Source organism: Stenotrophomonas sp. 80084_Sma (assembly GCF_056481995.1).
In genome coordinates this window covers 3,408,654-3,422,170 of sequence record NZ_CM151177.1, presented here as the reverse complement: position 1 = coordinate 3,422,170, position 13,517 = coordinate 3,408,654, and the positions used below count along the sequence as shown (strand labels likewise).

The following is a 13,517-nucleotide window of genomic DNA, read 5'->3' as shown; positions in this document are numbered from 1 at the left end:
GAAAAAACGACTTAATCCCCTCCGTCCCCTTTTTTGATCGCTGCTTCGATGGTGGCGATGTCGATCTTCTTCATCGGCATCATCGCGTTGAATGCGCGCTTGGCCAGTGCCTTGTCCTGGCTGGTCACCGCTTCGATGAGCATGCGCGGGCTGATCTGCCAGGAGATGCCCCAGCGGTCCTTGCACCAGCCGCATTGGCTCTCCTGGCCACCGTTGCCGACGATCGCATTCCACAGGCGGTCGGTCTCGGCCTGGTCCTCGGTCTGGATCTGGAAGGAAAACGCTTCGCTGTGCTTGAACGCGGTGCCGCCGTTGAGGCCGACGCAGGGGATGCCGCAGACCGTGAATTCAACGGTCAGTACGTTGCCTTCCTTGCCGTCCGGATAGTCACCGGGGGCGTGATGCACGGCGGTCACCGCGCTGTCGGGCAGGATACTGGCGTAGAAGGTGGCGGCCTCGAGCGCGCCGTTGTCATACCAGACACAGATCGTGTTCTTGTGTGCCATGTCGGGGCTCCACGTTGGACGAAGCCGCAGCGATAGCATGCGCGGTGTTAATCCGGGATCGTGCTGCACCTGCAAAAAGGAGGGCGCCCGAAGGCGCCCTCTGCGTTACCCGTGTGGCAGCTGGATCAGCGCCAGACTTTGATCTGCTCGGCTTCACTGCGCTGCATCGGCTGGCCGGCCTTGCAGCTGAAGGTGGCGCCGAAGGCCGGCAGGTTGGCCAGCGTGCCGTTGCTGCGCCACAGGCCTGGTGCACGGATGTCGGCGGTCAGGCGGCGTACGGCCTCGTTCGGCGCCAGCTGCTGCGCCCACAGCGCAGACCAGGCGCGGAAGAAGCCCTGCTGCTGGGCCTGCTTGGCCTTCGGCTCCTGCGCGACATACGCCGCCCAGGCCAGTTCCAGACCGGCGATGTCGGCCAGGTTCTCTTCCTGGGTGAGCGTGCCGTTGACCTTGGCACCCTTCACGCCCGGGAAGTCGTAGGCGCTGTACTGCGCGGCCACGCGGTTACCGAGCAGGGTCCAGGCGGTCTTGTCGGCCGGGGTCCACCAGCTGCGCAGCTCGCCCTTGGCGTCGACCAGCGCACCCTTGGCATCGATCGCGCGGGTCAGCTCATGGCCGACCAGGCCACCGAAGCTGCCGAACTTGTCGGCAGCGTCGGCCTTGGCGTTGAACACCGGGCCCTGCAGGATCGCGGCGGTGACGATCAGGCGGTTCTGGGCCAGATCGTAGGCCAGCGACGGCTGCTGCGGCAGCACGTCCCAGCGACGGTCGGCATTGCCCTTGCCGATGCGCTTCATTTCCTCGCGATGGCGCCAGGTCGAAGCAATCAGCATGTTGCCACCGAACGAACCGCGGCCCATCGGCTGCACGCTGTAGTCGAGGTCGCGCAGCGGGGTGCCAATCTCGATCTTCAGCGCAGCCAGCTTGGCCTGCGCTTCGGCCTTGGCTTCGGTGCTCATCCAGCTGTTGTTCTTGACCGCCTCGATCTGCACTTCGCGCACCTTGTCGACGATCCACGCCGCCTGGCGACGATCTTCGGCGGACAGGTAACGGGCAGCGTATTCGCGACCGACCATCGGGCCAGCGGCCACGTTGATCGCCTCCAGCACGTCTTCCCAGCGCTGCGGCGGCAGGGTTTCGCCACGCAGCACGCGGCCGCGGAATTCGAACTCGGCGTCGCGGTAGGCCTTGGACAGGTACGGCGCCATCGAGTCGCCCACGCGCCAGCGCAGGTAGGCCTTCCACTGGTCCGGCTTGAGCTTGGTGACCATGCCGTCGAGCTGCTTGAACAGGCCCGGGTCGGCCAGCGAGACCAGGTCGTCATCCACGCCCTGTGCCTTCAGGAAGGCATCCAGCTGCAGGTTGCGGTAGCGGCTGTTGAGCTCCTTGGTGGAGATCGGCGCGTAGTTGTTGAACGGGTTGTTGATGCCGGCCAGCGACTGCGCATTGCGTGCCAGCTCGGTTTCCAGCGCGATCACCGCCTGCGACTCGGCATCCAGCTTGGCCGCCGGGGTGCCGGTCAGCGCCAGGATCTGCTTGACGTAGTTGCGGTAGCGCCCCATCAGCGCCACGGTGTCGGCGTCGGTGCGGGTATAGAACGCCGGATCCGGCAGGCCCATGCCGCCCTGCATGAAGTAGCCGATGTGACGGTCCAGTGCCTTCAGGTCGACGTCCGGGCCGAAGTTGAAGGCCACCGGGATGCCGACCTGGTGCAGTGCGGCGATCGAGGCCGGCACATCCTTGGCCTTCTTGATGGCGTTGATGCGGGTCAGCAGCGGGGCGATCGGGTTGGAGCCGTCTGCTTCCACGGCCGCTTCGTCCAGGCCACTGGCCCAGAAGTCACCCAGCAGCTTCTGCACGTTGCCCTGCGGCGCCTTCATCGCTGCGTCGAGCAGTTCACGCTGCTGCTGGCGGCTGCGGTCGACCAGCTGGCCCAGCGCGGTGGTGGCGCCGGTCTGCGGCACCGGGTTGGCCTTCAGCCAGCCGGCATTGGTGGCGTCGTAGAAGTCGCTGCACTGGGCACTGACAGCCGGGGCACGCGCGGCCTTTTTCTTGGCGGCGAAGGCATCGTGGGTCGGGACCAGAGTCGCCAGGCTGATGCCCAGGGCGATGGCAAGCGGACGGAAATTGGGCATGTGGAACGAATCCGTGATGGATTGAGGGCGCGCGCACTATAGCAAGCCGCGCATGGGCGCGGCATGCACGCATCACGGCGCATCCGCCGGGCATGGCCCGGCGCTACCGGGTGTGTGGCATCGACACCGCATGCACGCATCACGGTGGCTCCGCCGTGCCATACGCCGACCAAGGTCGGCATCTACCAACGGCGTGGGCCTGCACAGGCGCAGCAGATCCACGCCATGCGTGGATGACGGGCGCGGCAAAAAACAAAGGCCCGGGAATTCCCGGGCCTCTGCAGGTCTACCTTGGCATCAGCCAGGGCTTACCAGATCACCACCTGCTGCTCGCCGGCGCGGGCCATCGGCGAACCGGCCTTGCACTGGAAGGCCGCAGCAAAGGTCGGCAGGTTCGACGGCGCACCCATGGCTCGGAACTGCGCCGGCGCGTGCGGGTCAGTGGCCAGGCGGACCTTGGCGTTTTCCGGGGTGTACTTGGTGCGCCACACGGTGGCCCAGTTGAAGAAGAAGCGCTGGTCGCGGGTGAATCCATCGACCTTTGCATCTTCCTTGCCGGCGGAGGCCTTCTGCAGGGCGTCGTAGGCGGTAGCCAGGCCGCCCAGGTCGGCGATGTTCTCGCCCAGGGTCAGGTGACCGTTCACGGCCTGGCCGTCGACCTTGTACTGGTCGAACTGCTTGACCAGCTTGCCGGTCAAGCCTTCGAAGTTCTTCTTGTCAGCGGCAGTCCACCAGTCTTCCATGTTGCCGGTCGGCCCGAAGCGTGCACCCTGGTCGTCGTAACCGTGGGTCATTTCGTGGCCGATCACCGCACCGATGCCGCCATAGTTCAGTGCGTCGTCGGCCTTCGGATCGAAGAACGGAGGCTGCAGGATGGCGGCCGGGAACACGATCTCGTTCTGCAGCGGGTTGTAGTAGGCGTTGACCGTCTGCGGGGTCATGCCCCACTCGGTCTTGTCCACCGGCTTGCCGATCTTGGACAGGTTGAACTTGTAGTTGAACTCACTGGCCGCGCGCACATTGCCCAGGTAGCTGTCGCGCTGGGTCTGCAGGCCCGCCCAGTCACGCCACTTGTCCGGGTAACCGATCTTCGGGGTGAAGGTTTCCCACTTGGCGATGGCCTTGGCTTTGGTTTCATCGCTCATCCAGCTCAGGCCCTGGATGCGTTCCTTCAGCGAAGCGGCCAGGTTCTTCACCAGCTCTTCCATCTTCGCCTTGGCTTCCGGCGAGAAGGCAACCTTCACGTACAGCTGGCCGAAGGCTTCACCGGCGTCGTTCTCGATGGTGCCCAGCACGCGCTTCCAGCGCGGCTTCTGTTCCTTCTGGCCGTTGAGGGTCTTGCCGTAGAACTCGTAGTTCTCCTGCACGAAGGCATCGGCCAGGTACGGCGAAGCGCTGTCCACGGTGTGGAAGCGCAGGTAGGCGCGCCACACCGACGGATCGGTATCGCCCAGCGCCTTGCTCACTTCCTCATGGAAGGCCGGCATGGCCAGCGAGAACTTCTCCGGCGCGGCTACGCCCTGCGACTTGAAGAACTCGGTCCAGCTGAAGTTCGGGGTCAGCTTGTCGGCGTCAGCCAGGGTGACCGGGTTGTAGTACAGCTCGACGTTGCGCGACAGCTCGACGCGCGACTTGGAGGCCTTGGCCAGGCGGGTCTCGAACTTGACCACGTCCTCGGCCTGCTTGGCAGCGTCGGCAGCGGCGACGCCGGACAGCTCCAGCACCTTGGCGACGTGTGCCTGGTAGGCCTTCAGCTTGTCGGCGTTCTTGGCATCGGTGTAGTAGGTGCTGTCCGGCAGGCCCAGGCCGCCCTGGCTGGCGTAGGCCAGGTTCACGGCCGAGTTCTTGAAGTCGGCTTCAGCGCCGAAGCCGAACAGGACGTTGTCACCCTTGGCCGCGCTGCTGCGCAGGTAGTCGGCGATGGCCGCCTTGTCCTGCAGGCCGTCGATCGCGGTGAGATCGGCCTTCAGCGGCTCGATGCCCTGGGCATTGATCTTGGCTTCGTCCATGCCGGTGGCCCACAGGTCGCCGACGATCTTCTCGATATGGTTCGGGTTCTTGACCTGCGCGACCTGTTCAGCCAGCTGGTGCTGCACGGCCACCGAACGCTCGTCGAGGATGGTGAACGCGCCCCAGCTGGTGCGGTCGCCCGGAATTTCATTGGCGGCCAGCCACTTGCTGTTCACGTAGTCGCCGAAGGCGCCACAGGCGTCCTTGCTGGCATCCAGATCGCTGGGCTGGAAGGCGTTGTAGGCCGGCAGCTTGCTCTCGTCCAGCGTGTAGTTGGTGGCTTCGGCCGCAGCCGGCGTGGAGGCGGTGGCATCCTTGGCCGGGGTTTCGTTCTTGCCGCAGCCGACCAGCGCGGCCGAAACGGCCAGGGTCAGCAGCACGATCTTGGGAGTACGGGTCACTTTGATGGCCTCCAGGCCGAGTGAGTCAGGGAAGGGCCGCGGGGACGGCCGTGGGCCGAACAATACGCCGCCGGCCTGCCCTGCAAGGGTGTCGAAGGTCATGGCCGGGCGCAAGGGGGCCGCTTCGTGGGCCGGAAAAGACAGACCCGGCAAAAGCCGGGTCTGTCGGGGTCCTGCGATCAGGCGTGGATCAGAACTTGTACTTCAGACGCACGAACGGGGTGCGGCCGTACAGGTCGTACTGGGTTGCGAATGCCGGGATGTTGCCGTAGCGGGCATCGCTGACGCCGGTGGAGATCAACGGCGGGGTCTTGTTGAAGATGTTGCTGACACCCACCAGGATTTCCCAGTCGGCCTGCGCGTAGCTGACCGAAGCGGTGTGGTACGTGCGCGAATCGGCAACGATGTCACGGTAGGAGTTCGGACGGCCCTGATAGGTGTACACCGGGTTCAGGTCGATGTCTTCGGTCTTGTGGATATAGGTGGTCAGCCAGTTGAACGACCAGTCGCCACGGGTCAGGCTCAATGCCAGATTGCCCACGACTTTGGGACGGCCGATGTCGCCCAGCAGTTCCGAGGATTCCAGGCCGCTTGCAGCCGCACTGGAGAACACTTCCTGGGTGTCTTCGATCGTGTAGGTGACCTGGGTCTCGGCCGAGAACTTGCCGAACGAGAAGTCGTGATCGAAGTTGGCGGTCAGGTCGTAACCACGGGTGCGCTGCTTGTTGATGTTGATGTACTTGTTCTGGATCTCGGTCACCGCATACGGCTGGTTGCCGGTAGCCGGGTTGCGCTTCAGCAGGTCGCAGTAGCTGTTCGGGTACACCGTGCCGCCGTAGCAGCCGCGCATGATGTTGGTGCTGCCGAGCTGGGCGATTTCATCCTTCACTTCATAGTCGAAGTAGTCGATGGCCACGCTGAGGTTGGCGAAGGTCGGAGTGAACACGATACCCGCAGTCTTCGCACGCGAGGTTTCGGGAATCAGGCCACTGCCACCGCCGGTGGCGTACGAGGTACCGCTCGAGCCGCCGCCCGCATAATCGGCGGGAATGCCTGCGGCTGCGCAGTTGGTCTGATAGGCGCTGTTGGAGCTTTCACCCCAGCGGACGCACGGATCGTTTGCCTGCTGGAAGAAGCCGGTCTGGTTGCCCAGGTACAGCTCATACAGGCCCGGAGCACGGTAGGAAGTGCCGATCGAGCCACGCAGACGCACCGATGGGATGATCTGCCAGTTCAGGCCGACCTTCCAGACGTTGTCCGAACCGGACACCGTGTCGTACTTGAATACACGGCCGGAGGCGTTCAGGCTCAGCGACTCCACCGCAGGCAGGCCCTTCAGCAGCGGAACGTCCAGCTCGACGAAGGCTTCCTTGACCTTGTCGTTGCCCTTGGTCACATCAGCCGAGGACGAGCCCCAGATGTCACCGGCGCGCGACAATTCGCCCGGCTGGTCGTTGATCGAGTAGTAGCGGTATTCCAGGCCGCCCGCAAAACCGACCGCACCCGCCGGCATCTCGAACAGGTCGCCGCTGACGACGGCGTTGATGGTGGCCTGCTTGTAGATGGTCTTGCCCCAGTCCCAGACGCCCAGCTTGTCGACCAGTTCATCGACCTTGCGGCCGCTGAGGTACTCCGGATCGAAGTAGTTCACCGCCGGAGGAGCATCGGTGTAGTCCAGGTCGCCGCTCTTGGAGGCCTGGATGGCGAGGTTACCGTACTTGCCCTTGGAGTGGCTGAAGTTCGCATTGACTTCCCATGCCCAGGTGTCGGTGCCCTTGAACAGGCCGTCAAGCTTGGTGGCGGCATAGAAGTAGTCGACCGTCACATCCTGTTGCGACTTGAACAGCATCACCGGATTGGCTTCGATGCGGGTGCCCGGCAGGTATGCGTACGGGAAGAACTGGCGCCAGGCGAACGTTTCGGTTTCGCGGCGGTTGAACAGGAACTGCGTCTTCCAGTTGACCGAATCGAAGCCGAAATCGGTTGCCAGGTAGACCGTCTTGCGTTCCTGCTGGTTGATGATCTGGCCCTCGCCCCAACGGGCGAAGTTCAACGGCTCATCGTAGAAGGCCTGGCCACGCGCATAGGTCTGGGTCTTGCGCGGGCGGTAGCCCGGCAGCGGGCCGACAGTGGTGCCATCACCCGACGGCACATAGCGGGTGCTGCCGATGTCGACCACGTTGTGAAGCATGTTGTTGCAGCCGGCCAGCGGGGTGCCGGCGTTGACCGAGCGATCTTCGCGATCGATGCGGTTGCCGTCCGCGTCCTTGATCAGGTCGTTGCCGCACTTCAGATAGTCGCGGTCGCCGCGGGTCAGCTCATAGTGCTTGTACCACTCGACGGCAGCCACGACGCTGCCCTTTTCGAAGTTCCAGCCATTGGCCAGCGACGCCGAGAACACTTCGCCGCCACCCTCGGTCGGCACGCGACCGGTGACGGTCAGCTCCGGGCGCTCGATGTTCTTCTTGGTGATCAGGTTGACCACACCGGCCACCGCGTCGGAACCATAGATCGAGGACGAACCGTCCTTCACGATCTCGGCACGCTGCAGGATGGCGGTGGGAATGACGTTCAGGTCGAAGGCGCCGACGGCGCCACGGGTACCGGCCGGGCCGGGGCGCTGGCCATCGAGCAGCACCAGGGTGCGGTTGGCGCCCAGGCCGCGAAGCGACACGGTCTGTACGCCGGTGCCGCCGTCCACGACGAAGCCGCCGAACTGGTGGGTGATCTGGGTTTCGGCCGAACCGATGGCCGACTTCTGCAGGAACTCGGCCACGTTGACCTGGCCCTGCTTCGCATTGGTTTCGGCGTTGATCGTGAACACCGGCGAAGTGGTCTCGTAGTCCGCACGGCGGATCAGGGAGCCGGTGACCGTAACCTTGTCAAGATCGGTTGCGCGGGTGGAAGCGCTTGAGCTGCTTGACGCCTTTGCTTCCTGCTGGGTGGATTCCTGGGCCAGAGCCGGTGCGACCTGCAGGCAGGCCAGCACAGCAAGAGTCAACGGGACGCGGCTTGGCTTTGATTGGCGGTTGGCGTTGCGCATTTCGTTTTGATCCCCACTTGTTATGCTTCGGTTAATGGAGTGTATGAGTCGCGTAAAGTAAATGCAACATGAATATTAAAATCTCTTAACTTGCTGTTGTTATGGGGAAATTCAGTATTTGGGGCATGAAAAAGCCCCTGCCTGGCCGGCAGGGGCTTGGTGAAAGCGAGGGTGCCCGGGGAGGGATCAGAGGCCGCCGGGGCCGCAATCCTTGCTCAGGTAGTCGGCCATGAGCGTCAATGTCGTCCGGAAGTGCACGGGGTACCAGGGCATGCTGTGCGGCATGTCGGGGATCAGTTCGAACCGGGCCGGCACCTTGCCCTGTACGCCGTTGTAGAAGTTCCTCGCATGGAAGGACGGCGTGCGTACGTCACGGTCGCCGACGAAGGTCAGCAGAGGAATCGTGGCCTTCGCGGTGTTCTGCATCGGGTCCATGCCCTTCACCGTGCGCCCCTGCAGAATGCGTTGCAGGCGGTTCTGGCTCCAGGAGGTGCCCAGTCGGCCAAGATCAGTGACCGGGGCACCCGCGATGGCGCACTGGTAGGGCGATGGGCTTCGGACCGTTGCAGCGGCAGCCGCGAAACCACCGTAGGAATAGCCGAAGATCGCGATCCGGTCCTTGGCGGCGATGCCCTGTGAGACCAGCCAGGCGGCGCCGTCATCCTTGTCGTCCTGCATCTTCTGGCCCCACTCGGCGTCACCTGCCAGCCAGAGCTTGCGGCCAAGGCCGGCGCTGCCGCGGTACTGAGGGCGCAACACGGCGTAGCCGCGCGAAGTGAAGAACGGTACCCAGCCTGATGCATCCCAGCCAGTGTAGTCGCGCGCCCACGGCCCGCCGTGCGGATGAACGAGTGCCGGCAGCGGGCCGTCGCCCTGCTTCCAGCCCGGCGGGAGATCCAGAATCGCTGGAATCTGCAGCCCATCGCGTGCGGTGTAGGTCACCCAGCGTTGTTCGCCAATCTGTTTGCTGTCCACCCAGGGGCGCTCATTGCCGAGTGGCACGACATCCTTGCGATCGGCCAGGATGAAGTAGCTCTTCGGGTTGCGGTTGCTTTCCGTGGTGAACAGGACGCGCGAAAGGTCGTCGTTGTAGCCGGTGATGTAGATGCTCAGGCCGGGATAGGCTTTCTGCAGGCCCTCCTGCAGGGCCTTCATCTGCGGATCCACGTACACGGCCTGTCGCTGCGGACCGTCGATATAGAAGCCGAGGACCTGGTTGAAGTTGCTCTTGCGCGTGCCCAGGATCAGTGAACTGATCGAGAAGGACGGATGGGCGGCCAGAGGCTCCTTGTCGAACTCCTTTTTGGCAGGATCGTACAGTCGCGCCTGCACCAGATCGGAGAACTGGTCGGTCAGCACGTACAGCTTGCCGCTGTCATCGTCTATGCCGACGACTTCCACCGTATAGCGTTCGCTCAGTCGGGTGGTCAGGGGGGCGTGCACTTCGAACTGGCCGGCGCTGTTCTTGATCAGAATGCGTTGTTCGAAATCGTCGGAGCCGGCGGATTCGACCTGGGTCTGGGTAAGGACTTCACCTGTTCGGGGATGGAACAGGCCGGGTGACGTGCGGGAGCTGCCCTTGAACAGCAGTTCGGTCTGGCCCGTGCGCAGGTTGAAGCGATAGTAGTTGGCCTGCAGCGTGGCCTCATTGAGCTGGCTGATGATGACCCTGTCTGCATCCAGCGGCAGCCCATGGACGAGCGAGGCGGTACCCGCAAGTTCGAGGCAGCGAAGGGTCTCGGGGCTGACCCCGAGCGTGCGGGTGTTGTTGGCGAAAGCCTCGTCGAACTTGGTCTGGGTAGCGTCGGTGAGGTAGGCCTTGGTCAGGAAGGTCTTGGTGGCTCCCGTACTGTTGCCTTCACCGCAGCCGCCGAGTTTGCCTGTCCATTCCTGGCGTCCGATGACGAGGTTGCGTCCCGCCTTCAGTGCGCTTGCCGCGATGAACTTCATCCGGTCACCGGATGGCGTGATGGCGACCGGACCGGCGCCGAGGTTATCCAGGTTCCAGTTGGCCAGGGCGGTATCGCTGTTGTCGCTGCCGGGCGCGGCGACGATCGCGACCAGCTGCTTGCCGTCGGCGCTCATGGTGACCGACTGGATGGTGGGGATCTTGGCGAAATCCTCGGCTGGCAGAGGGCTTGCGAGGGCAGGGGCAATGCACAGCGCCGCCAGTGCGGCGGCGCCAAGGCGGGCGGGGGACAAGCGCAGTTCCATGGTCGGCAGGGTCCTTGTGGCGGGCACATCAATATGACCTGAAGATGAACGAAGACGTGAATCCAGTCAACTTGGCGTGAATGCCCGGGCGCGCGTCACGCCCTGGAGGGACGACCAGCAAAAAAAGACCCCGCCGGGGGCGGGGTCTTTGGTGCGGCAAGGGCCTGGATCAGTGATCGCCGAACTCGTACTTGGCCTGCACATAGATGGCACGCCCGTAGGCGTTGTACAGGTAATTGTTGTACGGCTGGCCGCTGGTCCCGGCGAAGCTGAAGCGCTGGTTGTCCGGCATCTTGTTGAACACGTTGTTGACCATCAGCGACAGGGTCAGGTTGTCCAGCGCGCGATAGTTCACGCTCAGGTTGTAGGTGGTGTAGGACCCCCACTTGCCTGCCTTGTAGCCGGAGCTGTGGACGTAGTCGTAGCCATTGCCCACGTAGGCCATGTAGTTCGGCGTCTTGCCGATGTAGTTGGCATACAGGGTGGTGGTCCACTTGTCCTTGGCCCAGCCGACCGAACCATCGGCGCGCACCTTGGCGTAGGAGTCATATACCCACATCGCGTACGGGTCACGCAGCAGGTCCAGGAACTCATCGCCCGGCTGCGGCTGCAGTTCGCGCTTGAGCATGTCGGTGTAGTTGCCCGAGAACTGCAACGAACCGAAGCGGCCCATGTCGTGCACGTACTTGAAGCTGGCGGTCAGCGCTTCCAGGTTCTGGCGGGCGACGTTCATCTTCGGGGTGTAGATCTCGTCCAGCACGCCGGACGCATCGCGGGTGATCCAGTCGTCGACGTTCTGGCAGCTGGCCGAGGTGTTGTTGGCCTGGCCGCCACGGCAGTAGTACTCGGCCAGCAGCAGCTGGTCGGAGCTGAGCGTATCGACCTCGTTCTTGATCTTCCAGTTGTAGTAGTCCACCGACAGCGACAGGTTGTTGATCGGTGCCCACACAACACCTGCGTTCCAGACGTCGGCGGTGATCGGTTCCAGGTCCGGATTGCCGGCGCGGGTGCCGAATACCGAGACGCTGTCATACGGGCAACCGGTGGTGTTGGCCGGGTCGTAGCCCAGCTGGCCGCAACGGTAGTAGTCGGTGGAGCCGTTGGCATAGTAGCCGCTGCGGCCCTGGAATGCGTCGGACAGGGTCGGCGCGCGGAAGGCAGTGCCGTACTTGCCGCGGAACAGCAGGCTCTCGATCGGGCGGAACTCGATGCCGATGCTGTAGGTGGACTTGTCGACGGTGTTGCTGCCGATCTTGAAGGCGTCGTAGCGGCCGGAGCCGGTGACTGTCAGCGTGTCATGCAGCGGCAGACGCAGCTCACCGGTCACCGCATAGTTGCTGCGGTGGCCGGCACCGGAGACCGCCGTGGTGCCCCAGACGCTGCCATCCATCAGGCCCGGATCGGGGCTGTAGTCCCAGCCTTCACTGCCACCTTCAACGACCACGGCCAGGCCGGCGTCGCCGCCGGGCAGCTTGAACAGTGATCCATTGGTGACCTGTGCACGGGCCAGGTTCTGCCAGGTGCGGCTCTGGCTGTAGCTGTAGCCGGTGAAGGTCTGGAAGTCACCGGCCGGCAGCGGCGCGTAGAAGGCTTCCCAGTTCGGGCTGTAGATGTCGTAGCCGGTGCTGGTGGTTCCCAGCACCGGGCCGAGCACGCGCTGTTCGAAGTAATCGTTGATCGGGTCATTCCAGCGCACGAAATTGCGCTCGGTCAGCTTGTACTCGCCGCGGGTGAAGCTGAGGCTGTAGTCCCAGTTGCCGGCCGTGCCGCGGCCGCCCAGCGTCACCTGATAGGCCTTGTTGCGGTCGGTGTTCATGATGTCGCGGTAGCCGGCGCCGCCGATGTCTTCCGGGGCGAACACGCGCTGCAGGTTCATGTACTGGCCGCTGGCCTGGTCGTAGAAGCGGCCCCAACCGGAAGAGGTGCCCCACCAGGTGTAGCCGGAACCCGTCGCGTACTTGACCTCTTCCAGGCTGTACAGCGCATCGCCGAACAGCTGGAAATTGTCATTCACGTCGAAGGTGGCAGAGCTGTAGATCTGCGCGCTTTCCTTGCCGTTCTTGATGGTCTTGTAGCCGGTGCCATAGGTCGAGCCGCATGCCTGGCCGGTGGGTCGGGTGCCGAGCACGGTGGTGCCATCGAACTGCCCGGCGACGTTGGCGCACAGGTTCGGGTCCATCATCGCGTAACGGTTGTTGTTGGCCGGCAGCAGCACCAGGAAATCGTTGGAGACGTACTGCGGGCTGTAGCCGTCGGGATTGTTGACCTTGGTCAGATCGCGTTGGTAGCCCCAGATCGGGCTGGTCTTTTCGTACTGCACATTGACCAGCGCGTGGAAGCGGTCATCGACACCATTGAAGCCGCGGGCGCCGCTGAAGCGGAAGCTGTTGCCGCCGCCTTCGCTGTAGGCGCCGCCACGGACGTTGAGGACGCCACCATCCATGCGTTCCTTGAGGATGATGTTGACCACGCCAGCGATCGCATCGGAGCCATACAGTGAGGACTGGCCGCCCGGCAGGATCTCGATGCGCTCGACGATGTCGATCGGAATGCCGCTGATGTTGTTGAACGTATCGCCGCCGTTGTACAGCGCCGGATATGAAAGCATCGGGCGGCCGTTGATGAGGTACTTGGTGTAACCCGGGCTGAGGCCGAACATGCCGGCGGCTTCGGCGCCCTGGGTGAACGAGGCCGAGGTCTGGCCACCCTGCAGGCCGCCAGTGGACAGCGAGGACTGCTGCAGGACGTCGGCAACGCTGGTGAAGCCGCGGGTCTGGATGTCCTCTGCGGTCACGGTCAGGACCGGCGTGTGGTTCTCGATCTCGGTCTGCGGAATCAGCGAACCGGTGACCGTCACGCGGTCAAGCTGGGTCGGTGCATTGCCGCTTTGCGCCAGGGCCGTGCCGGAGGCGAGCAGTGTGCCGAGCAGGGCGAGCGTCAGTGGGTGGCGCGAGAGTGTGGAACGATGGCGAGACATGGAAAATCCCCGTAGTGAGCGATGTCTTGGCTACCGGCTTCCGTGTCGGCTTAACGATCTGTTCAGTTGCATTCCATTCAGCCGGACCGTAACACGCACTTAACGCAGGGAACACGCGATCGTCATTTCGTCAATCGGGCTTTTGCCTGAAAAATGGCGATATATCAATGACTAACGCCAATTGTTTTGGAGTGTTTCAAAAGATGGCGATATGAAGGGCATTCTTTCGTAGTG

Annotated in this window: 6 protein-coding genes; all 6 read right to left on the bottom strand. The window is 63.6% G+C overall.

The genetic code is table 11. From position 1 onward, the window contains the following. Window positions 1-11: 11 nt before the first annotated feature. The 6 genes from ACZK3W_RS15925 to ACZK3W_RS15900 all read right to left on the bottom strand — a co-directional run bounded on the left by ACZK3W_RS15925 (window position 12) and on the right by ACZK3W_RS15900 (window position 13,283). The gene (locus ACZK3W_RS15925; protein WP_032128230.1) at window positions 12-506 is read right to left on the bottom strand and encodes a VOC family protein; all 495 of its coding nucleotides are present in this window, start codon (window positions 504-506) and stop codon (window positions 12-14) included. Between the two features lie 125 nt (window positions 507-631). Beyond that, on the bottom strand, window positions 632-2,638 hold the full coding sequence (locus ACZK3W_RS15920) for a M13 family metallopeptidase (protein ID WP_125893991.1): 2,007 nt from the start codon (window positions 2,636-2,638) through the stop codon (window positions 632-634). A gap of 308 nt (window positions 2,639-2,946) precedes the next feature. Then, window positions 2,947-5,049 (bottom strand): M13 family metallopeptidase, encoded by a 2,103-nt coding sequence (locus tag ACZK3W_RS15915; protein ID WP_049398732.1) that lies wholly within the window; start codon window positions 5,047-5,049, stop codon window positions 2,947-2,949. Between the two features lie 190 nt (window positions 5,050-5,239). After that, window positions 5,240-8,092: a TonB-dependent receptor domain-containing protein gene (locus tag ACZK3W_RS15910; RefSeq protein WP_125893993.1), complete on the bottom strand. Its 2,853-nt coding sequence runs from the start codon at window positions 8,090-8,092 to the stop codon at window positions 5,240-5,242. A 186-nt stretch (window positions 8,093-8,278) separates the two neighbouring features. Beyond that, window positions 8,279-10,306, bottom strand: a complete 2,028-nt coding sequence (locus tag ACZK3W_RS15905) for an alpha/beta hydrolase family protein (protein WP_049398711.1) — start codon at window positions 10,304-10,306, stop codon at window positions 8,279-8,281. Between the two features lie 169 nt (window positions 10,307-10,475). Further along, entirely contained in the window at window positions 10,476-13,283 is a 2,808-nt protein-coding gene (locus ACZK3W_RS15900) for a TonB-dependent receptor domain-containing protein (RefSeq protein WP_197615836.1), read from the bottom strand. Between the last annotated feature and the right edge of the window lie 234 nt (window positions 13,284-13,517).

Excerpts from the sequence above, each read along its gene's own strand:
- ACZK3W_RS15925 (WP_032128230.1), bottom strand. The coding sequence starts at position 506 with ATGGCACACAAGAACACGATCTGTGTCTGGTATGACAACGGCGCGCTC.
- ACZK3W_RS15920 (WP_125893991.1), bottom strand. The coding sequence starts at position 2,638 with ATGCCCAATTTCCGTCCGCTTGCCATCGCCCTGGGCATCAGCCTGGCG.
- ACZK3W_RS15910 (WP_125893993.1), bottom strand. The coding sequence starts at position 8,092 with ATGCGCAACGCCAACCGCCAATCAAAGCCAAGCCGCGTCCCGTTGACT.
- ACZK3W_RS15905 (WP_049398711.1), bottom strand. The coding sequence starts at position 10,306 with ATGGAACTGCGCTTGTCCCCCGCCCGCCTTGGCGCCGCCGCACTGGCG.
- ACZK3W_RS15900 (WP_197615836.1), bottom strand. The coding sequence starts at position 13,283 with ATGTCTCGCCATCGTTCCACACTCTCGCGCCACCCACTGACGCTCGCC.